We start from the raw sequence: 21,864 nt of genomic DNA, 5'->3' as shown, positions 1-21,864 counted from the left end.
AGTAGAAAAAAGTGCCTTTACCCATCAATGCTGGTTGGCAGTGGACGAGGTAATGCGTTATCTGGCTTGTCTTCTAACCAGTCGATTTTTGACATTTTGCGGATAACGACAAACTCATCACGATTACAACCCACGGTGCCATAGTAGTTAAAACCATAAGACTGCTGAGCATAGCTACCAATCATATGGGTTGGCTTCAAGATAGTACGAGTCACCGAGTTATGAATACCGCCACGAGTGCCCGTTTGCTCAGAGCCTGGAATGTTGACCAGTTTTTCTTGCGCGTGGTACATCATGGTCATGCCTTCTTTGACCCGTTGGCTGACGATGGCACGAGCGGTGATAGCACCGTTGGCATTGAACAGCTCAATCCAGTCGTTATCGACGATATCGGCTTTTTGCGCATCGACTTCTGACATCCAAACACAAGGCCCACCACGGCTAAGTGTCAGCATGAGCAAGTTTTCAGAATAAGTGCTATGGATGCCCCACTTTTGATGCGGCGTTAAGAAGTTCAGCACAATCTCTTTATTACCATTCGGCTTAGCGTCTTTAAGCATCTCAGTGGTCTTGGTATCGATAGGTGGACGATACTGCTGCATTTGCTCACCAAATGCCTGCATCCAAGGATGATCTTGATAAAACTGCTGACGCCCAGTAATCGTACGCCAAGGGATAAGCTCATGAACGTTGGTATAGCCCGCGTTATAGCTCACCTCATCAGACTCAATACCGGACCATGTTGGGCTGGAGATGATTTTGCGCGGTTGTGCGACGATATCTTTAAAGCGAATTTTTACATGCTCACTCGATTTGGCCAGATGGGTATGTTCGCGACCAGTGAACTCAGATAATGCTGCCCAGCCTTTGACTGCCACATGACCATTGGTCTCGGGAGCTAACATCAAGATAGTTTCAGAGGCATGAATAGCAGTGCTAATATTAGGACGACCTTCAGAGATGCCGGGTTCAGTGACTCGGTAATTAAGATCACCCAATTGCTTGACCTCAGTTTTCATATCCCAATTCAGTCCTTTTGAGCCGTTGCCTAGTTTTTCTAAGGCAGGGCCAAGCGAGGTGAATTTTGCGTAAGTGCTAGGATAGTCACGTTCAATGACTTTAATCATTGGGCAGTTTTTACCGGGTACTGGCTTTTCACCTGCGGTTTTCCAGTCCGTACCGCCGAATGGCTGGGCTAATTCGCCTGGGGTATCATGTTGCATCGGCAGAGTGACGACATCAGTCTCAACCCCTAAGTGACCTTTTGAGACTTCAGAGAAGCTCTTGGCAATCCCTTTGTAGATTTCCCAATCCGTTTTAGATTCCCAAGCAGGGTCTGTCGCTGCGGTTAATGGATGAATAAAAGGATGCATGTCTGAGGTGTTCATGTCGTCTTTTTCGTACCAAGTTGCGGTTGGTAGTACGATGTCAGAATACAAGCAGGTTGAGGACATACGGAAGTCTAGGGTGACCACTAGGTCTAATTTGCCAGTCGGACCTTTTTCTACCCAATCCACTTCTTTTGGTTGTAAATGCCCGGCAGGATTCTCTTCATTGAGCAGACCGTTTTTGGTGCCCAAGAAATAATGGAGCATATACTCATGACCTTTACCTGATGAGCCCAATAGGTTTGAGCGCCAGATAAACATGTTGCGCGGGAAGTTGGCGGGATTATCAGGAGATTCACAAGCAAAGCGTAAGCTGCCATCTTCTAGAGAATCGACCACATATTCTTCAACCTCTTTGCCACTTTCTTTCGCTTTGGCGGCGATGGTTAGCGGATTACGGTTCAGCTGCGGTGCAGATGGTAGCCAGCCTGCCCGTTCTGCTTGAATGTTGTAGTCAAGCATATGCTCAGGGAAGAACTTCTTATCGACGAGTGGCGAGAGTATTTCATGGGCAGAGATAGTCTCATGACGCCACTGTGAGCTGTGGTTATAGAAGAAGCTCGTACCATTCATATGACGCGGCGGACGATGCCAATCAAGTGCAAACGCCAGCGGTAACCAACCAGTTTGTGGACGTAACTTTTCTTGGCCAACATAATGCGCCCAACCGCCACCTGATTTCCCAATACAGCCACAAAGCATGAGCATATTGATGACACCGCGATAGTTCATATCTAGGTGATACCAGTGGTTCATGCCAGCACCAATGATAATCATCGATTTACCATGAGTCTTATGCGCATTTTCAGCGAACTCACGCGCGACTTGGATGACGCGCTCACGGCTAAGACCAGTAATTACCTCTTGCCAAGCAGGCGTGCCCGGTACGGTGGCATCATCATAATCATCAGTGACATGCTCGCCGCCAACGCCATTATCGACACCAAGGTTGGCAACCGTTAAGTCAAATACGGTCGCGACGACTGCGGTCGTGCCATCAGCCAGTTGTATGGTCTTACATGGGACGGTTTTTTGTTGGATGGGCTTGCCCGGTACTGAGGTGAAGTGCGGATGATCTACATGACCAAAGTAATCAAAGCCAACGACGCAGGTCTCAGCGCTATCTTTTAGCGTAAGCGTCAGGTCAATCTCTGCGCCTGTCGTACCGTTTTTACTTTCAAGATTCCATTTGCCCTTCTCGCCCCAGCGATAACCGATAGAACCGAGCGGAGACACCAATTCACCATCATGATTGAGTCCGATGGTTTTCCACTCGGGGTTGTTTTCTTGACCTAAGTTATCAACCAAATCAGAAGCTCGTAGATAACGACCAGCACGGCGCGCGCCCTCTTCACCCTCTAGCATCACAAGGACTGGCAAATCCGTATAGCGCTTGGCGTAATCCAAGAAATAATCACTAGGCTGCTTGAGGTAAAATTCTTTGATAATCACATGGCAAAAGGCTTGCGCGACTGCGGCGTCAGTACCTTGCTTAGGGTTCAGCCATAAGTCCGTTAACTTAGAAACTTCCGCATAATCAGGCGTAATAGAAACCGTCTTGGTGCCTTTATAACGAACTTCCGTGAAGAAATGCGCATCTGGTGTTCGAGTTTGTGGAACGTTTGAACCCCAAGCAATGATGTAGTCGGAGTTGTACCAATCGGCTGATTCTGGCACGTCTGTTTGCTCGCCCCAAGTCATTGGAGAGGCCGGCGGTAAGTCACAATACCAGTCATAAAATGACAAGCAAACACCGCCAATAAGCGATAGGTAACGACTACCAGCCGCATAACTTACCATCGACATCGCAGGAATCGGTGAAAAGCCAACAATCCGATCAGGACCATAAACTTTGGCAGTATAGACGTTGCTGGCAGCAATGATTTCGTTAACTTCGCTCCACGTTGAGCGGATAAAGCCGCCAAGCCCGCGCTTGGATTTATACTGTTCTGCTTTGATAGGATCTTCTACGATACTGCCCCATGCATCGACTGGATCTGGATACTGCCCTTTGGCTTCGCGCCATAATTTTAATAGAGGCTTACGCACTTTTGGGTATTTAACCCGATTAGCAGAGTACATATACCAACTATAACTTGCCCCACGAGGACAGCCACGCGGTTCATGATTTGGTAGATCTGGGCGGGTTTCTGGATAGTCAGTTTGCTGAGTTTCCCACGTGACTAGACCGTTTTTGACATAGATTTTCCACGAACAAGAGCCAGTACAGTTGACGCCATGAGTCGAGCGGACGATTTTGTCATACTGCCAGCGGCTGCGATAAACGTTTTCCCAATCACGAGCCTCATCACGTGTCTCGCCATGTCCACCGGCGAATTCTCCCTGTTTGCGTTTAAAAAAGCGGAATTGGTCGAGTAAATGACTCATTTTGCTATCCTCTATTTTGTAGCTTATGTTTATGGTCTACGATTAGTTTGACTAATGTTCTTAGCATTGGCTGCATAGCTGAGTACGAATTGGTCTCTCTATATATGAAATCTTGATATAAAAGCTATAAATACTTTTCGATATCATCATTTTAGGGAAGCGCTAGAGGTCTTACTATTATCTAAGATAGGCAGATCACTACTCCCTTAGTGGTAGCCACTTTAAAAATACTATTGCCAAATCACCCATTCAATAAGACTAAGGGCGCTTAGCCAATACATAAATAATGGGAAAATAGCCAAAGAAAACATCGAAAAATGGCCAAAAAAAATGCTACTTACAGAAGCAAGTAGCATGATGAAGAAATTTAACACTGTGGGGGCTGTCTAAAACAAGTACAAAAACTATAACACGCTACTGGGGTAAATTTTCCTTGCTTGCTGTCGCTAGCAGATAGAGGCTGCGCAAAATTTACCCCTGTAGCACTGTATTTATTTTACAGTGGAACGACTATAGGTTGTTATTAGAAACCTATTGCTAGCTTGGGAATTCAGCGTTTTTACGACTGTAATACCACCACGTTAAGACAATACAAACGAGGTAATAGATTATTAAAGCGATAAAAGTACCAAATACGCCCAAACCTGAGCCAAACATTTTTGGCACAAAGAACGCTCCATAAGCGGCAACAGCTGAGGTAAAGCCTACGACTGCAGCTGACTCTTTGCGTATCTCTACGAACAGCGCTTCTGTCCCAATTTTCTCTGGTTTAAGGCGCTCATGCAACGTTCTAAAAATGATAGGAATCATCGTAAAGGTAGAGCCGTTACCAATGCCAGTTGTGATAAACAACACCATGAATGAGATAAAGTAACCAACAAAGCTACCTTCTCTAGTCTCGCTAGGTAAGAAGTACATCACTGCCAATACCGCTAACACCATGACAATGTAATTCCAAAAAGTCACTTTAGCACCACTGGTCTTATCGGATAACCAGCCCCCAAATGGACGAAATAACGCCCCTACCAATGGACCTAAAAAAGCAAATTTCAAGGCATCTATCGCGGGAAACGAGTGCTTGATAAGCATAGGAAATGCCGCTGAAAAGCCAATAAACGAGCCAAAAGTAGCCATATATAGGATGCACATGATCCAGTTATTCTTACGCTTAAAGATAATAGACTGGTCTTTAAAGGAGGCTTTGGCAGTGGCGATGTCATTCATCCCAAACCAAGCCAATACCGAAAATAGCAAGATAAAGGGCACCCAAATAAAACCAGCATTTTGTAGATAGAACAATGTGCCTGTCTCAGATACCTGAGGATTCCCACCTAGCGACCCAAATGCTGCAAACAGTATCACTAGCGGTACTGTGAACTGCATGACTGACACGCCCAAATTACCAAGGCCTGCATTGAGACCAAGCGCAGTGCCCTGTTCCGCTTTTGGATAAAAGAACGAAATATTGGACATAGATGAGGCAAAGTTACCTCCACCGAAGCCGCATAATAGTGCGATGATGGCAAATATCATAAAGGGTGTATCGGGATTTTGTACCGCAAACCCCATCCATAATGACGGAATTAATAAAGAAGCCGTCGATATAGCCGTCCAACGTCTACCGCCAAAGATCGGTACCATAAAGGAATAAAATATTCGCAGCGTCGCCCCTGACAATCCCGGCAGTGCCGCCAACCAAAACAGTTGCTCTTTATCAAAAGCAAATCCAATCTCTGGGAGGCGAACGATAACCGCACTCCATACCATCCACACTGCAAACGCCAGCAGTAGCGACGGTATCGATATCCATAAATTACGCTTGGCGACTTTTTTGCCGCCTCCTTCCCAAAACTCTTCTATTTCAGGACGCCAATCAGTAATGAGCTTACCACCTTTGAAGTTGTAATCATTGCTCATGTTATTCCTCACTTAGTATCGGCTATGCCTAGTTATAATCACTAACACTCACTTGATGCACTAACAAAAAGTGATAACTTACGGTACTGTGTTATCACGCCTATTAGTATTAGTACGTAGTGGTAGACCGATACTTGGAAGGAGTAGTATTTAGCACGCTAAATTAACTACTGCTTTAGAGGTATATTAAAGATTGACCCTTTAATGATAGATTTATATTGGGGCTTGTACTCTTAAGTATTTTGCAAATATTTAAGAGCCGACACTCCTAAAAACCTATACTTCCTGAGAGGTAAAACCTTATTAATTATGAATAGTCGTCTATTACGTCACTCTCTACCCCTACATGTCTGGGCTGCTATATTTACAATCTCTATCCTATGCTTCATATCCGCAATAGGTAGCGGCATGCTCGCGTGGATGTCAGAGTCAGATGCGCAAGCCATTAACACCGCAGGCTCGATACGTATGGCGACGTATCGTATTAACTTTCAATTAGCGACTGACTTTGCCGAAGATTATCCTTCTAATTTGAATATCGGTCTTGAGCAAAATGACGCAGCTAATGAAATAGAAAATAGGGCTCAAGAGCAAAATGAGTTTGGTTATCTCGATAAAGGAGCGTCTGAAAAAATACAGTTACTTATTCAAGACATGGAAGATAGGCTGACGACATTACGCGACTATCAATCAACCAATGCCAATGAACATAAAGTGATAAACAATGAACTTAGTATAATTGAATCACAGTGGCTTCAAGATTTGAAACCTGCGTTGTTAGTGCAAGATAAGCAGAGATTTTATGCTGTGTCATCTCAGTACATTAAGGACGTGGATAGCTTCGTCAGTGAGCTACAGTTTAGAAATGAGCAACGTCAGGCTTGGCAGCAGTCTCTACAAGTTGCGTCATTGGTGCTGACTATCATTATTATGTTAGTGGGTATGCAAAAGCTGCGGCAAAACGTGCTGCTACCTGTCAAACGCCTCATCCAAGCCAACAGTCAGTTTAAACAAGGCAAGCGCGATACTAGAGTCTCGATATCGGGCTATGAAGAGTTTAATAAACTTGGCAACTCTTTTAATGATATGGCGAGCACCATTGAGACTCACCAACGTTTACTTGAAAATGAAGTACAGATAAAAACCCAGCACTTAGTTAAGGCCAACCAAGTGTTATCGCTGTTTTATGATTTTTCTAAACACCTAACCACCAGTCAAGTGAGCTTGCATCGACTTGATAACTTAATCACAGACTTTGGCGACCTGTTTCCTCATTTAGACTTCACTTTATGTATTCAAAATAATGCTCTACATGACAAAGATTCTATAGCCTTACATGATGACAAAATGAAAGAGCTATGTACCAAACTCAACTGTGACAACTGCCTGATTAAAGAAGATGCCCATACCAAGACCTACCCTATTGCCCACCAAAAAGTTGAATTTGGTGAGCTTAAAGTTCGACCTAAATCAACATTGCTGATGAATAGTGAATTGGCGCTAGACGATAAAGAACCAAGCACCCAATCCTCACAGCGTATCAAAACGATAGAGATAGACAGTACCTATCTAAATTCTGAAAATAGTGAACTGATTGTCGCGCTCACTAACCTTATCAGCACCGCTTTATCTTTACGTAAACAGCGTCAGCAAGAGCATCAGCTTATACTGTTTGAAGAGAGAACCACTATCGCAAGGGAGTTACATGATTCTTTAGCTCAGTCGCTATCATATCTAAAAATCCAAGTCAGCGTCTTAGAGAAGCGCTTAGACAATGCATCCGGCGAACCCAATGCAGCCAATATTTTGCAGAGTATTAATCAGATCAAAGCAGGCCTCAATTCAGCCTATCAATCACTGCGCGACTTATTGGTTACCTTTCGTCTCACTATAGACAGTGATAACTTTGACGATGCTTTGCATGAGACCGCCAACGAGTTTTCTTTAAAAGGTGACTTCCATGTCGTGGTAAATAATAGAGTGATGACGCTAAATTTAAATGCTAATGAACAGGTAAATTTGATTCAAATTACCAGAGAGGCATTATCAAATATCAGCAGGCATGCGCAAGCAGCCAAAGTAGAAGTTGACTTAAGTTACGATGAAGATAGATATATTGTCATGACTATTGTAGATGATGGAATCGGAATATCAGGCACTGTAGACCAGTCTCAGCATCACGGCTTAATGATTATGAAAGAGCGTGCGCATAACTTGGGTGGCGAATTAGTGGTATCTAATAAAGAACCCCATGGAACGATCGTCACGACTAAATTTATCCCCCACTTCTTTGAAGAGTATGCAACCGAAGAGGTTCATTTATAAGCCCTTAACAACAGTACGTATCAATATTATTATGGATTGACGATAAATTATTTTTGAAGACTTAAACCCCTTATTTTGTAGAATTTTTAATTTGCGAGTGTGTTATGAGTATCAATGTTTATACCCCTACATCTCCAGCTAAGCTTTTATTAGTCGACGATCATCCTATGTTGCGCCGAGGCATTGCAGAATTATTGAGCCTTGAGAACGATGTAAAAGTAGTTGGTGAGGCCAGTAATGGACAAGAGGCACTAGCGTTTTTAGAAAATAATGAAGTAGACTTGGTTATCTTAGATCATAAAATGCCTATCCTGACTGGCCTTGAAACTTTAAGAGAAATTAGGGCTAGAGATATTGAGGTAAAAACCTTGTTGTTCACTGTCTCCGATAGTGGCGAAGACGTACAGGAAGCTTTGAAATTGGGAGTAGATGGTTACTTACTAAAAGATATGGAACCTGAATTGATCATCGTTGATATCCGAAAAGTATTGCGAGGAGAGCTGGTCATCAGTCCAAATCTGGCATCGATACTGGCACAAACATTGCGCAAACCTAGCATCGACGATATCGCAAGCAATCTGACTGCCAGAGAACTACAAGTGATTCAAATGATTGCAGAAGGGCTTAGCAATAAAATGATTGCCAATAAACTGGATATCGCAGAATCAACGGTAAAAGTCCATGTTAAGCATATTTTGAATAAAACTGGCCTACGGACGCGCGTAGAAGCCGCCGTTTGGACAGTAAATCATTTATCCAAATAAGCTTATAGTTTAAAAAAAGCCACCTAACGATACGCTAGGTGGCTTTTTCATAGACAGAAAAAACACTATCAACCGTTGTATTCTTTGGCAATTTTCAGATCTACCGATGACATCTTATAGTCTTCACCAAAGGCATCTTCAGGCTCTTTTAACCAGAAGAAACAAACCATCCAAGCAATAAACGCACCTGCAGCGATGATTAAAAAGAACTGGCTTGGCTCTACAAAGGTATAAATGAACAAATAGAATACTGCGCCCACATTACCATACGCGCCTGCCATACCAGATATCTGGCCCGTTAAACGACGTTTGATTGATGGAATAATACCAAAGGTCGCCCCTTCCGCTCCTTGCACAAACACTGAGCAGAGAATGGTAAAAACGACGGCGATAAATAATGGCCACTCTGCATTTAGCAGTCCCATTAGCCCAAACCCGATACCGATGCCAAACATATATATCAGCATAACTAGGCGTCGATTACCGACACGATCAGAGATATAACCTCCTAGCGGACGCGCCCATAAATTAACGAAAGCGAAAGTTGAAGCCACAAGACCTGCTACCGTAGGATCAAGCTTCCAAGTCGCGGCAAAAAACATCGGGAGCATAGAGACCACCGCAAGCTCAGCGCCAAAGTTTGCAAAATAGCTTACGTTGAGGGCAGCAACGGATTTAAACGGATACTTGTCATCTTCAGGAATACCTGCTTTTAGCATGGGTGCATTGACACTAATCGCCTTATAAATCTGATAAATAACGACAGCGGCGATAAGAAGATAGAAAGCCCAAGCACCGGTCTCGCTTAAAAAACCCATGTTTTTAGTACGATAAACCAATACTCCTAAGATGCCATACAAAGGAATAGTAAATAGGCAGTATAGCCAAAGATCTCGCCAGCTTGAGACCTCTAATGCGCCCGACTTACGTGATTTTTTGTGGGTATCTTCTGTAGGCCCATCTGTTATCAAAAACCAGTACGCAACACCGTATATAGCCATCAGCAAGCCTGATAAGGCAATCGCCCAGCGCCACCCATCATCACCACCGAAGAACTGCAGTGCTACCGTTGGAATAGTAATCGCCGCTGCTGCTGAACCAAAATTCCCCCAACCAGCATAGAACCCCTCCGCAAAGCCAATGTCTTTAGGCTTGAACCATAGCGCCGTCATATGAATACCGACGACGAAGCCTGCACCCACGATAGACATAAATAAACGCGCGACAAATAGCTGCATGGCTGAGGTACCAAAAGCGAAAAACCATGTAGGTATCGCCATCACTACCATCAGTATAGAGAATACCCTTCTAGGCCCAAAACGATCTAAGGCCATGCCCACAACCACTCGGCCAGGAATGGTCAAAGCGACGTTTGCAATCAAGAAGAGCTTGATATGATCTGAGGTTAAATAGCTTTCTGTCTGTAACATAGACGTCGCGAGTGGCGCCATATTGAACCAAACATAAAAGGTAAGAAAAAAAGCAATCCACGTATAGTGAAGCGCTCTTATCTCACGGCGCTCCATTTCCAGCAGCTCTTTTGCATGCATGATAAATACTCTCCACCATAAAACTTGTCAGTTATGAATAGTTCTGATGGAAACAAGATAGCAATAAGTAGTAGCCTTAACTATTGAGCAAAAGCAGTATAAAACCTAGTTTTAATACTACTTAATGAGGATTAAAAGCTATCACTCATTTCTTTTATACTTATTAATACTTAAAGTCGCATGACGATATAGTAGATCCACTATAAAATAAATACAGCACTACTGGGATAAATTTTGCGCAGCCTCTGTCTGCGTAGGCACAGCAAGCAAGGAAAATTTATTCCAGTAGTGCATTATAATTTATGTACTTCTTTTATTTAGGACTGACCATAGTAAACAGTCTATAAGTTATTATATTATGATAATGATTATCATTAATATTTAAGAACAAGCTTAAAATAAACTAAAAACAAAAGACTTATTAACCAAGGAGCTATCATGACTCGTGCAATCATCCCAAGTCACTGGAAAATAAAACGCTCTACGCACTTTTTTACCAAAGATAAAGTTCCAAAAGCCTTATTAACTCATCACAATACTGCAGAGGGCGTATTTGGCCAAATTTGTGTCATGCAAGGTGTTGTCACCTTTTACGGATTTGCCAACGAAGCCGCTACCGAACCGGAGCAGACCATAGTCATTAAAGCAGGAGAATTTGCCGTTAGTCCACCACAATACTGGCATCGCGTAGAGTTGAGTGACGACGCGCAATTCAATATCAATTTTTGGACCGAAAGTGATACTGCTAATAAATCACTGTTCAACAGCTCTACCATTCATAGCAAACCTATTAAGAAGTTATTCGATAAGCCTGATGAGCAATAATAATTCTCTATATACTCTAAGTATTGGTTCTAAAAATTCAGCTAAAAAAACCCCCAGTCATTAAACTGGGGATTTTTGGATTTTGCACTACCACATAAGCAACAATCATCGAACGCATGTCAATTGCCAATGCTCAGCAAGTACAGCGATCTAAGCGCAACGTACTAAATGGCCGCTGACACAAACTAACACTTCAAAGCCCTAAGCGAAGCCAGTATCATAGCGACATTGAATCAACCCTAAATTATTTATTAATAATAACCAAAGGAAAATACAGTGTCACAGGCTCAGCCAACTATCGAACAAATACCCCACCTCACAAAAAAGCAAAATAGCGCATTAAAAAACCTTACCATCATGGGCTATCTAGAAGGTACTTCCTTCTTGTTATTGCTCGGCATTGCCATGCCACTAAAATATATGATGGGCATCCCAGAAGCTGTGAAATATGTCGGTATGGCACACGGCGTGTTATTTATCGCCTACATCGTAATACTCATGGGCTCAACCATCAAAATCAAAATGCCGCTTTGGGCTACGCCCGCAGGTGTGCTCGGCTCGTTTTTACCGTTTGGCCCATTTATATTCGACCACTTTTTGAAAAAAAGCTTAAGTAAAAACGAGAAGAAAGCAGCCTAAGATAAGTTCTACTGCGTATACCACTGATGCATGCTTAGTCTAAAACATAGCTTTGGTAAATAAGAGGCAACCAGCAATCCTAATTTTTGCATGCTAGTCAGCTCATAAGTTAGTTTAAATAATTGCTCTAAACAGCTGTTCTAAATAATGGCTTACAATAGTTGTTGTAGATAGCTGTTCTAAATAATTGTTATAGATAGCTAGTGTAAATTGCCTTTTTCTAAGTTTGCTAAAAATGCTGCAAAACCTTCTGTCGCCCGAGCTTGTAAACGACTGCTGGTAATTACACGGACGCGATTGCTCCAAGTAATAGCATAGCCTTGGCTCTCAAAATTTTTAACCAAGTCCACATCTTCATGGCACCTTAATGGGGCAAAGCCGCCAACGGTGAGATAGGCCTCACTGCTAAAACTTAAGTTTGCCCCATGAATATGGCGATGTCCCATCATATCTTGATAATGAGCCATATAATCTTCGCGCGTTTGCGGGGTTAAATTCACCCAGCTATCAACGCTCACCACGCCGCAAATCATATCGGTGGGCTGGTCAGTAATATGGGTAATTTGCTGCACCAGCCAATCTTTAGTCACTACTGAATCGGCATCTGTACAGGCAATCCAAGTTGCGCCATGTGTAATCGCATGGCGAATACCCAAATCTCGCACCCGTCCCACACAGCGATAATCACAGCATATATAATTAACGCCTGTACTTTTGACTATCGTAAGTGTCTCATCAGTGCAGCTATCAAGCACCACCAGCGGATATACCGCAATGGTTGAGGGCAATAGCGCAACAGCGGTTTGAACCGATGCCAAGCAATTGGCAATAGTCATTGCCTCATTATGAGCGGGAATCACGATAGCGATTTTCATGTCGACGCTGTTTCTCCTATCATGCCATCTACTATTTTGCAGACTGTCATACGCGGTTATACTCCATCATATTAAGTTTTCTTGCATAGCAACAGACTTTGGAGAATGCTGCCAAACGTCTAATAAAAAATCACTATCTACAATCTGGCTTTGATGAGTAAAAGCAGGGTGAATAAAAGCGGGATGAGTAAAAACTGTATGAGTAAGAGCTGAACGATCCACTTCATTATTTGTCATATTAAACGCTCGCTGTAAGCGTTGGTGCACCGTCTCGCCAGTCATTACAAAGCCGTCGATAGCATAGCGCCAATGACAGCACAGCAATGTACCGCCTACAGCTAGGTTTTGTTTAATCCAAGTGATAACCGTATCAATATCAATGGGCGATAAATAATATAAAATCTCACTAATAACGATTAAATCAAAGGGTGGTTTATTAGCAGATGCGCCATCCGATAAAGGATAAGATTGTAGAAGCGCATCTTCTAAACTCAGTAATACGTGAGGAATAACTCCTTGTATCACCTTAGAATGCGATGACTTTCCCAAGCGTTGTTTAGCAAGTTTCACCGCCTGAGCGTTACCATCTATACTGAGCAAAGCCTGACAACGACGGGCTAGTAATTCACTAAACACCCCGTTACCACAGCCCAATTCAATGGCATTGTCATACTCTGCTTGTGGCAATACGGCGAGACACATCTCACGTTTTCGTTTTTCATACCAGCGCGTCTGATACTGCCATGGGTCGCTATTATCACTATATAACGCATCAAAATACGTCTCTGAATAGGTATCAGATTGGGAGTTAGATTGAGTAGCAGTTTGGTTACAGCCCATTGAAGTAGCGTCAGCAACATTTAAACTATTGCTAAGATTCATTGACGGCGTAGATTTAGGATTGTGGCTCATACAAATAAACCTCCCAAGGTTGGCTAATTCTGGCGATGGTTTGAGCCGATAAAATAGGCGGATTACCCGTACTCTCATCAATGGTAATTTGGCTAGTAAAGCAAGCAATAGCTTGAGATTTACGCTGTACTTGCTCATCGGTTAAATCAACTCTGACAGCAGAATGCCAAGGAATCCGACTATCGGCAGGCTGTGCCCAATGCCACGCCCAAATCAATACTTGATAACAGGCTAAATGATGCTGTTTAGCAAATGCGGCGACCACTTGTCCCGTTGCCTCGTGATCAGGATGCCCATCATGAATAAAGGGCGTCACTAAAATATCGTCAGGCTGGATAATGGCTGCTAACTTTTCATTAAACTGTGCCTGCTCAGCGAATATATCGCCATCAGTCAATTCTAGGGCAATAGTCGTCACTTGATTAGCCACGCCCAATACAGCTAATGCTTTAATACTTTCTTGTGGACGGATAATATCAAGCTGCTCTGGGGGATAAATCCTTGAGTCTGGATGGCTTTGTGTGCCGTTAGTCACGTGAATAAGAATGATAGGATTGCCATTAATAGCCAGTTGTTGCAGCAGACCACCACAGCCTAATACTTCATCATCAGGATGTGGCGCAAAGATACACACCCGCTGGTGCGGTGAAAAGTGTTTCGCCATATTTAATCGAGGCAGATTGTGCAGCCCTTGCCAATTTTGCCACGCGTCTTGACTGGTACCATCGCCTTCAATAATACGGTCGCCAACAATCGGATGTTCCTCTTTTATAGAGCTAGTTTTTATACCGCTGTCCTTTACAGAACTCTTTTTTATAGGGCTACCTTTTTTAGGCTCAGCCTTACTAGGCATTATAGTTGCCATATGTTTTCTCGCCTATCAGTTAAGTCGCTGGTTAAGTTACTAGCTGATTCGCCAGCTAAAACACTAGATAGCTCGCCAATCTTTTGCAGATCAAACGCGCCATGACTTTGGCGAATAAATACTGGCAAATCTGCTGCTAATCTTGCAAAATGAGCATTATTACAAAACGGTGCTGCGCCTAATGCCTGTCCGACGCCCTCCAGTACTTGGCGCGCCACCTGCTCAACGTTTGCTCTTAATTGACGAATAGCAAGCTCATGGCTGTGCTGCGGCTGGGTATCTATTAAGTGAGCAACATGATAAAAATACTGCCGAGTGACTGCCAACGCTGTTCCAATTTGCCCCAAATACATGGCTTTATAATCGTTCGGTTTTTGTTGATACGCGGTGATTAAATAGCCTGCGAGACAGGTCGTCGCCCCATACCAGCAAGCGGCAACCCCTGCTGCCCCATGCCAAAATCCCACCCGTTCTAAATACGCATTTGCTACTCCGACATTGCTGGCTGCCACCCAATCAAACTGTAGGGTGGCGGTATCAGTGGCTTGCATACCGACTGCTTGCCATGCACTATTGTCAATCTCAATGCCAGCTTGCTGCATATCTACCATAAGCAGCTGCGAATGACCTTGCTCATCTCGATAAGTGATTAGCCCATGATCAACAATATTTGCCCCCGAACACCATGCTTTGGTGCCTGTAACTTTACCCTCTTGATAGCTCAAAGGATGACCCTCTGCCGCCCAAACCGCCCATAGTCCTTGTGCCGGTTTGTCATAACCCACTTCATGCAAAATACTGAGCGCATCCAAATGCGATTCAAACCATTTGGCAATCGTTAAATCAATACCTGCCACATAAGCCAAAACTTGCCAGCGGATGAATGTATTTAAGTTAGTTTCACATTTATTTTCTTTAACATCAGCGGCAGCAATAGCAGGGTGAGGAATTCTATCGCTATAAGTAACTAAAGTATTTAATATCTCGTGGCGCAGTTTATCAGTTATACAAAGCTTGCTGAGCGTTTGATTATCAGCGGCTACAATCGCTTCTACAGCAGCTTGAATACTTTCTAATAAAGAATTTTCTGCATTTAACCGTAACATAGGGGTTTCCTAATTATTCTTGTAAGTCAAACGTATGGATATTGGCTGAGTGCGGGTTATTTGTCTGAGGTCTGTTACCACCGTATAGGTCATCTAAGAAATTTTGCTGCCAAGCGTGTAAATCATTTTGCTGCAGTCCTTGCAATAACGTCTGATAGCGGGACTTTCGCTGCGCTAATGGCATCGTCAAGGCAGTTTTTAAACCCTGTATTATACTTTTCGGCTGATGCGGATCGACAATCACCGCCGCTTGCATTTGCTCGGCTGCCCCTGCATAACCTGACAGCAATAACACCCCAGGATTCTCAGGATTTTGGGCAGCAATGTATTCTTTGGCAACTAAATTCATACCATCTTTGAGCGAATTTACCCAACCAATATCACTGTGCCAAAATGCTCTCATCAATGTCTCGTGGTTCAACACTTTTTCGCTATACGTAATCGCCTGCCAATTATTTGTTAAGTCGTCTGTCAAATCGTCTATCAAAGCATCAGCATCCAAAAAACCAATTTCAAAGGCATCCGCTTGATATTCATTAGGTAAGAATTGCTGATTGACGTCATTGACTGCTTGTTTGACACTTTTATAAAGCAGTTGATAAACCGGTAAATCTAAACGGCTAGGACAAGCAATTTGCAATAGTTTTAACTGATTTTGATAGGCTGGGTTTTGCTGTAGAAAAGAACCATACGCTGAAAAACGCTCTAATAAACCTTTAGAATAATCAATTCTATCTACCGCTATTATTTGCTGGGCGGCAGGCTTTGTAGCACTATCTTTATGCGTATTTTTTGCAAACTGGGATGAGAAATGTGAGGATAAATGGCTAACTTGCTGCTGGATTTTGTCTACATTAACGCCGATTGGATAAGCATTGATTGTTAGACGATGCGGAATACTCAAGTCTATATTGAGCATCAGCTGTACACCAGCGGAGTTTGTAGTTTTGGAAAAACTTTGCTCGGCATGTAAAGTGCTTGGTAGAGAAGATTTTGAAAAAATTTCCTGCAAATAACTGTCTCGTGAATAGCTATCTTTTACATACCTGCTTTTCAAAAGACTTTTTTCTAAAAATTCATCCTTTAAATAATGTTGGAATACGTCAATGCAGTTGGTTTTATCTTGCTCAGTTTGGGTGCCGAGCACATCATAATGAGCAAGATACCTAATCAGTTCAGAGCTTTTTTCAAGCTGTTGCCAAAATGCTAACGGGGCAAACGGAATGTGCAAAAAGAAGCCGATACGATTTGTCATACCCATTTGCTTGCAATAATACGCCACGCTTAAAAAGTGATAATCATGTACCCAAATCACATCATCGGGTTGAATAATCTTTTTTAACTGCCTAGCAAAGAGGCTATTTACCTCTTGATAACCTGCATAGTCCTCTGCTGTTTGACTCATTAAATCAGGTTGCTCATGCAGTAGCAGCCACAGCACATTATTGGCAAAACCGCAGTAAAAGTGCTGATATTGTTTGCTCGTTAGGGCCGTAGTCATATAAGTGACTTCTGCATTGGTCTCATGCAGATATGCTGAAGTAGCTTGTTTATTGATGCTGAATTCATTGTTATCACAGTTGTCATCAGCCTCAACAACCTCACCATTCCAACCCATCCAGATGACTGAATTTCCTACTAATACGTCGTGCAAGGCTACTGCAAGCCCGCCTGCCATTGGATTGCCATCGGGCATTTTTACCCGATTAGATAAGACGATTAATCGGCTCATATGATTTATCTCGTTGTTCTTTCAGCAATGGAAGATTAGAGTCTGCTAAATCAGACGATAAAGTGGCGTTTTTTTGATAAAAAACGAATTGGCAAAAGCTTAAAAAGTTATCAAGCAAGACTGTTACTTCATCAATATTACGTACATAGTAATGAGCACACGTTGGCTCACTGCCTACTTTAATACCCATACCTTTTACTGAACTATTCACTGAGCTATTCGCTGAACTACGATATTTTTGTATTGCTCTTTTTTCACTTACCTTGTTTTTGGATACTTCGTTTTCAAATACTGTGTTTTCATTTTGTACGGCAATAAAACCTGCCTCATCAGTAATGTCATCACCAATAAAAATGGCACACAGCTCCTTGTCAGTTTGCATTTTTTCTAACAAGGTTAAGATCGCTGTACCTTTATCCGCTCCTTTTGGCAATATCTCCCAAACGTATTTACCCTGCTTCAACGTCCAGTTAGCATAATTACTTAAGGTTTTTAGCATAATGGTATGAGCCACATTGGCTAATGTAGGATTTTTACGAAAGTGCAGAGCAACGGAATAAGGCTTATTTTCTATGGTTAAGTCACTATATGACGTACTATATTGGCTAATAATCTGCCTTATAGCAGTAAGTTCGGCATTATCAACATGCATGGTGCTTGCAACGTGATTGTCGTTTGGCTTGCTTAGAGCATTGTTAAAGATGCTATCAAATGCTATTTCTAATCCGTGAGTTGCTGCAATGGGCAACTGTAAAGGTGAGAGCATTTGCCTTGCTTCAACAAGACTACGCCCTGTCACAATGGCGACTTGTACCCCATAGTTTTGTATTCGTTGTAAAAGCAATAATGTTGCATTTGGGATGATGCTATCTTTTGGATCAAGGGTAAAATCTGCAAGCGTACCGTCTATATCCAAAAACAAACAATAATCTCGCTGATGAGATAAATAATCAGCAAAATTATTTGGTTGGATGTATATAGCTGGCGTATTTAAGCTATGATTTCTTCCTGAAGTCACGCTCGTTCCTTTTTCTTTTTAATAGGACGTTGTGTCTAGCCTAATTTAATTCATATTCAAAATAAATTATGTATTAAAAGCTAACATGTTCGTAAGTATTTGTTTGTAAACAATAATAACCTACTAGTAAGTTTGCCACAAAGCCAGCTACCCTGTGATGGCAAAAGTATTCAATTTGGTATAAATTTCTTTAGTGTAAGTCTTTTAGTTCATAATTTATTAATACTTGATGTAGTCGCTCCAGCATAAAAGGAATACCGTGCTACTGGGATGAATTTTTCGCAGCCTCTGTTATAGCAGCACGCAAGGAAAATTTATACCAGTAGCACGTTCTAAGAAGTGTATTTAAGATTAACTATAGTCGGTAATATCAATCTGATTAATAACTATTTTCATGACGCTTCCTCTTTTATTCTTTCAACCAAAAAGTCTACAGCCGCTTTTACTTTTGGCACTAAATAGCGCTGTTTTTGATATAGTAAATAAACGGCCATATCAGCATGTTGCGTAATCGCCAGTTCATGCTCAAACTCTAGCTCTTGCAATTGTCCTGATTGAAGATATGACGCTAATGCCCAGCGAGTTGACATCAGAATACCTTCACCCTCACAAGCTTTTCTCGCCAGCCATGGCCCATTATTTGAAATTGCAACCGCTGGCCCTGAGACATCATGCCATTGACCATCCACATGACATAACCAAGGCGTTGGCCCTGTCGGCGCTTTAAAATACAGACCGTTATGTTCTTTTAATTCCATCACATTTTTAGGCATACCGTATTTTTCTAAATAGCTTGGTGAAGCGACAGGGATAAACCCATTATCCATGAGCCTTATCGCTAATACACGCTCATTGGGTGCGTAACCACCACGAATAGCGATATCAACATCGTCTCGCCCCAGCGTTGATAATTCATCACTTAAGCTAACATCTAGGACAATCTCGGGGTATAATGCGCTAAATTCATCCAACAATGGCAGTAGGATTTTTTCACCAAAGCCCACCATTGAGCTGATTCGTAAACGTCCCATTGGCGTGGTTTGGTAACTGCGAACCGTTTCATGGCTTTGTTTTAATTGACTTAATATTTGCTGTACATCGTTATAGTAAATCTGCCCCACTTCTGTCAGTTTGACGATGCGGGTCGAACGCTTTAATAACGTCGCACCCAAACTCTTTTCTAAATCAGCGACTCGCCTCGATAGCGATGAGGGCGGCACATCAAACACCTTTGCCGCTTTGGTGAAACTGCCCGTTTCGGCGACTTTACTGAAATAGCGTATTGCCCGTAATTGATCCAACTCACTTCTCCATTTAAGAAACAATCGTCAATAATTAGCTTTTAAGAAGCATCTACGCATTTTCGCTCTATTATTGTCTTAAAAGCAATAGTGATTCACATTTACCCTTATATACAAGCCAATTAAAACCAGTAATAATAGATTCAACTTAGACATTGCAGCCTTAGTTTTGTTTCTTCGGCAATGCTTCGGCAATAAAAATAACAATCACCTTAATAATGGATAACTGACTGATGATTACTTTGCACGGTTTTGCTGCTAGCAACTATTACAACCTAGTAAAACATGTCCTTTTATATAAACAACTGCCATTTCAAGAAAATCTGGTCTACGGTGGTAGTGACGAGTTACTGGCAGTCAGTCCAGTTGGCAAAGTACCTGCTATCACAACGCCTGAGGGCCTTAATCTCTCAGAATCGAGTGTCATTTGTGACTTTATCGAAGAGCGTTACCCTGACACTCCTCTATACTCTACAGATGCTGGCGAACGTGCGGTCGTGCGTCAAATCATGAAAATAGCAGAGCTTTATTTAGAGCTACCAAGCAGACGATTGATCCCTTTTGCCTTTTCAGGTACGACTATTCCTAAGCCAGTTGCAGCGGAAGTACGCCAAGTATTAGAGCGTGGTATTACTGCTTTAAATCGCCTAAGTCAGTTTTCACCTTGGATTGCTGGCGAGCAATTTACCATGGCTGATATCTACGTTTATTACGTTAGCACCATTGTTAGCAATTTTGCCTCAAAGCAACTTGACTGGGACGTATTAGCAGAGATAGCAGGTATGAAAGAGTGGAACGAAGCGATGAGTCAATCTACCATTGCTCAAAAAGTCGAAGCAGATCGCTTGGCAAACATGCCTGAGTTTATGCAGAAAGTAAAAGAGCAAATTCAAGCAGTCAACGCAGTCAACGCAGTCAATGCAGTCAATGCCGATTAGTTTTAGCAAAAAAAACGAGCCCTAAGCTTTATTTAAATTCAATAACACATACTTTGACCAATATAAAAAGTGATTGGTTTAACACCCTTAATTATTTGCAGGAGCAAAACACAATGTCAGATACAAACATCCAACTGGTTTCAACCATCAGCGCAGACAATAAATTAACCTTATCTTTGCAAGACATCGACATGCCACAGCCAGGTGCTGACGAAGTCGTTGTACGCATTGAAGCAGCGCCATTAAACCCGTCTGACCAAGCGGTGTTGTTTAGCGCCGCTGATATGTCCACAGCGACTCAGTCAGGTACAGAAGAGCGTCCCGTTATCACAGCGGATGTTCCCGCGCAGTTCATGCCAGCGCTGAAAACGCGCGTTGGTAAAGACACACCTGTAGGCAATGAAGGCGCAGGAACCGTGGTTGCAGCAGGGTCATCACCTGCAGCACAAGCATTGATGGGTAAAACGGTGGCAGTGATTGGCGGCGGTACTTATCGTCAATATTTATCTGCCAACATACAAAGCTGCTTAGTATTAAAAGACGGCACAACCGCTAAAGAAGGCGCTTCCTCTTTTGTGAATCCGCTGACTGCACTGGCAATGGTTGAAACCATGCGTGCCGAAGGTCACAAAGCCATCATTCATGCGGCAGCAGCCTCTAGCCTCGGTCAAATGCTCAACCGTATTTGTATGGCTGATGGCATTGATTTAATCAACATCGTACGCAAAGAAGAACAAGAAACCTTGCTACGTGATATGGGTGCAAAATATGTGGTTAACTCAAGCAAAGACTCTTTCCTTGCTGACTTGACGGCAGCAATTACTGAAACGGGTGCTACGATTGCATTTGATCCTATCGGTGGCGGTCAATTAGCCAGCGATATCCTTAACTGCATGGAAGCGGCAATCACTCGCGATGTCGAAGAATACAATGTGTATGGCTCTAATACATTCAAACAAGTTTATGTTTATGGCGGATTAAACCGTGGCCCTATTACGCTAAATCGTAACTTTGGTTTTGCTTGGGGTGTTAACGGCTTCTTGTTATTCAATACATTAGGCAAATTAGGCACTGAAACGGTCATGTCGATGCGTAAACGTGTGGCAGAAGAAATCACCACTACCTTTGCTAGTCGCTACACCCATGAAGTGTCATTGGCAGAGGCGCTACAATTGGATTCGATAGCGGCTTACTCTAAACAAGCGACAGGTGAGAAATACTTAATCACCCCGCAAAGCTAGTGGTTGCTGAAATAATAGATTTTTAAATTGAAAAAAAGCAGATACTATTTATAGTATCTGCTTTCGTATATCTTTAACGG

16 protein-coding genes are annotated in these 21,864 nt (G+C 42.6%); 6 read left to right on the top strand and 10 right to left on the bottom strand.

Going from position 1 to position 21,864, the window contains the following annotated elements; all coding sequences use genetic code 11:
* Positions 1-17: 17 nt before the first annotated feature.
* The gene (locus tag ACTQ9S_RS04585) at positions 18-3,776 is read right to left on the bottom strand and encodes a nitrate reductase subunit alpha (protein ID WP_440454020.1); all 3,759 of its coding nucleotides are present in this window, start codon (positions 3,774-3,776) and stop codon (positions 18-20) included.
* Positions 3,777-4,313: 537 nt separating this feature from the next.
* Entirely contained in the window at positions 4,314-5,693 is a 1,380-nt protein-coding gene (locus tag ACTQ9S_RS04580; protein ID WP_350656189.1) for a NarK family nitrate/nitrite MFS transporter, read from the bottom strand.
* A 408-nt stretch (positions 5,694-6,101) separates the two neighbouring features.
* Between ACTQ9S_RS04580 and ACTQ9S_RS04575 the strand changes: the two genes are divergently transcribed.
* Positions 6,102-8,018: a histidine kinase gene (locus ACTQ9S_RS04575; RefSeq protein WP_440454018.1), complete on the top strand. Its 1,917-nt coding sequence runs from the start codon at positions 6,102-6,104 to the stop codon at positions 8,016-8,018.
* Positions 8,019-8,122: 104 nt separating this feature from the next.
* The gene (narL, locus tag ACTQ9S_RS04570; protein WP_440454016.1) at positions 8,123-8,782 is read left to right on the top strand and encodes a two-component system response regulator NarL; all 660 of its coding nucleotides are present in this window, start codon (positions 8,123-8,125) and stop codon (positions 8,780-8,782) included.
* Positions 8,783-8,850: 68 nt separating this feature from the next.
* On the opposite strand, the gene ACTQ9S_RS04565 is transcribed toward narL, so the two are convergent.
* Entirely contained in the window at positions 8,851-10,332 is a 1,482-nt protein-coding gene (locus ACTQ9S_RS04565; RefSeq protein WP_068329013.1) for an MFS transporter, read from the bottom strand.
* A gap of 438 nt (positions 10,333-10,770) precedes the next feature.
* On the opposite strand from ACTQ9S_RS04565, the gene ACTQ9S_RS04560 reads away from it, so the two are divergent.
* On the top strand, positions 10,771-11,157 hold the full coding sequence (locus tag ACTQ9S_RS04560; protein WP_350656185.1) for a DUF1971 domain-containing protein: 387 nt from the start codon (positions 10,771-10,773) through the stop codon (positions 11,155-11,157).
* A gap of 357 nt (positions 11,158-11,514) precedes the next feature.
* Entirely contained in the window at positions 11,515-11,796 is a 282-nt protein-coding gene (locus tag ACTQ9S_RS04555) for a DUF3817 domain-containing protein (protein ID WP_440454047.1), read from the top strand.
* Between the two features lie 200 nt (positions 11,797-11,996).
* Here the strand turns inward: ACTQ9S_RS04555 and ACTQ9S_RS04550 are convergent, their stop codons facing one another.
* The 7 genes from ACTQ9S_RS04550 to ACTQ9S_RS04520 all read right to left on the bottom strand — a co-directional run bounded on the left by ACTQ9S_RS04550 (position 11,997) and on the right by ACTQ9S_RS04520 (position 19,605).
* On the bottom strand, positions 11,997-12,671 hold the full coding sequence (locus tag ACTQ9S_RS04550) for a glycosyltransferase (protein ID WP_440454014.1): 675 nt from the start codon (positions 12,669-12,671) through the stop codon (positions 11,997-11,999).
* Positions 12,672-12,737: 66 nt separating this feature from the next.
* Complete coding sequence (locus ACTQ9S_RS04545; RefSeq protein WP_440454012.1) at positions 12,738-13,583, bottom strand: class I SAM-dependent DNA methyltransferase; 846 nt, start codon at positions 13,581-13,583, stop codon at positions 12,738-12,740.
* Positions 13,567-14,448, bottom strand: coding sequence for a PIG-L deacetylase family protein (locus ACTQ9S_RS04540; RefSeq protein ID WP_440454011.1), 882 nt, complete (start codon positions 14,446-14,448; stop codon positions 13,567-13,569). Before ACTQ9S_RS04540 ends, ACTQ9S_RS04545 begins: the two co-directional genes overlap by 17 nt.
* Positions 14,436-15,554 (bottom strand): acyl-CoA dehydrogenase, encoded by a 1,119-nt coding sequence (locus ACTQ9S_RS04535; protein WP_440454009.1) that lies wholly within the window; start codon positions 15,552-15,554, stop codon positions 14,436-14,438. The genes ACTQ9S_RS04540 and ACTQ9S_RS04535 overlap by 13 nt, the downstream gene beginning before the upstream one ends.
* Positions 15,555-15,567: 13 nt before the next feature.
* Positions 15,568-17,286 (bottom strand): alpha,alpha-trehalose-phosphate synthase (UDP-forming), encoded by a 1,719-nt coding sequence (locus tag ACTQ9S_RS04530; protein WP_440454007.1) that lies wholly within the window; start codon positions 17,284-17,286, stop codon positions 15,568-15,570.
* Positions 17,261-18,304, bottom strand: coding sequence for a trehalose-phosphatase (otsB, locus tag ACTQ9S_RS04525; protein ID WP_440454005.1), 1,044 nt, complete (start codon positions 18,302-18,304; stop codon positions 17,261-17,263). Before otsB ends, ACTQ9S_RS04530 begins: the two co-directional genes overlap by 26 nt.
* A 392-nt stretch (positions 18,305-18,696) precedes the next feature.
* The gene (locus tag ACTQ9S_RS04520) at positions 18,697-19,605 is read right to left on the bottom strand and encodes a LysR family transcriptional regulator (protein ID WP_440454003.1); all 909 of its coding nucleotides are present in this window, start codon (positions 19,603-19,605) and stop codon (positions 18,697-18,699) included.
* Between the two features lie 233 nt (positions 19,606-19,838).
* Here ACTQ9S_RS04520 and ACTQ9S_RS04515 point away from each other — a divergent pair, with 233 nt between their 5' ends.
* Both ACTQ9S_RS04515 and ACTQ9S_RS04510 read left to right on the top strand, forming a co-directional pair.
* Entirely contained in the window at positions 19,839-20,543 is a 705-nt protein-coding gene (locus ACTQ9S_RS04515; RefSeq protein WP_440454002.1) for a glutathione S-transferase family protein, read from the top strand.
* A gap of 113 nt (positions 20,544-20,656) precedes the next feature.
* A complete protein-coding gene (locus ACTQ9S_RS04510; protein WP_440454000.1) occupies positions 20,657-21,784 on the top strand; it encodes a zinc-binding dehydrogenase in 1,128 nt (375 codons plus the stop codon).
* The last annotated feature ends 80 nt before the right edge of the window (positions 21,785-21,864 follow it).

This window comes from Psychrobacter sp. ASPA161_9 (assembly GCF_051970275.1).
In the GTDB taxonomy this organism is placed as follows: Bacteria; Pseudomonadota; Gammaproteobacteria; order Pseudomonadales; family Moraxellaceae; genus Psychrobacter.
Note: the sequence above shows the minus strand (reverse complement) of the source record. Positions and strands in the feature narration are given on the sequence as shown.

What these genes read in the sequence shown, in the direction of transcription:
- ACTQ9S_RS04585 (WP_440454020.1), bottom strand. Translation starts at nt 3,776, where the DNA reads ATGAGTCATTTACTCGACCAATTCCGCTTTTTTAAACGCAAACAGGGA.
- ACTQ9S_RS04580 (WP_350656189.1), bottom strand. Translation starts at nt 5,693, where the DNA reads ATGAGCAATGATTACAACTTCAAAGGTGGTAAGCTCATTACTGATTGG.
- ACTQ9S_RS04575 (WP_440454018.1), top strand. Translation starts at nt 6,102, where the DNA reads ATGCTCGCGTGGATGTCAGAGTCAGATGCGCAAGCCATTAACACCGCA.
- narL (WP_440454016.1), top strand. Translation starts at nt 8,123, where the DNA reads ATGAGTATCAATGTTTATACCCCTACATCTCCAGCTAAGCTTTTATTA.
- ACTQ9S_RS04565 (WP_068329013.1), bottom strand. Translation starts at nt 10,332, where the DNA reads ATGCATGCAAAAGAGCTGCTGGAAATGGAGCGCCGTGAGATAAGAGCG.
- ACTQ9S_RS04560 (WP_350656185.1), top strand. Translation starts at nt 10,771, where the DNA reads ATGACTCGTGCAATCATCCCAAGTCACTGGAAAATAAAACGCTCTACG.
- ACTQ9S_RS04555 (WP_440454047.1), top strand. Translation starts at nt 11,515, where the DNA reads ATGGGCTATCTAGAAGGTACTTCCTTCTTGTTATTGCTCGGCATTGCC.
- ACTQ9S_RS04550 (WP_440454014.1), bottom strand. Translation starts at nt 12,671, where the DNA reads ATGAAAATCGCTATCGTGATTCCCGCTCATAATGAGGCAATGACTATT.
- ACTQ9S_RS04545 (WP_440454012.1), bottom strand. Translation starts at nt 13,583, where the DNA reads ATGAGCCACAATCCTAAATCTACGCCGTCAATGAATCTTAGCAATAGT.
- ACTQ9S_RS04540 (WP_440454011.1), bottom strand. Translation starts at nt 14,448, where the DNA reads ATGGCAACTATAATGCCTAGTAAGGCTGAGCCTAAAAAAGGTAGCCCT.
- ACTQ9S_RS04535 (WP_440454009.1), bottom strand. Translation starts at nt 15,554, where the DNA reads ATGTTACGGTTAAATGCAGAAAATTCTTTATTAGAAAGTATTCAAGCT.
- ACTQ9S_RS04530 (WP_440454007.1), bottom strand. Translation starts at nt 17,286, where the DNA reads ATGAGCCGATTAATCGTCTTATCTAATCGGGTAAAAATGCCCGATGGC.
- ACTQ9S_RS04515 (WP_440454002.1), top strand. Translation starts at nt 19,839, where the DNA reads ATGATTACTTTGCACGGTTTTGCTGCTAGCAACTATTACAACCTAGTA.
- ACTQ9S_RS04510 (WP_440454000.1), top strand. Translation starts at nt 20,657, where the DNA reads ATGTCAGATACAAACATCCAACTGGTTTCAACCATCAGCGCAGACAAT.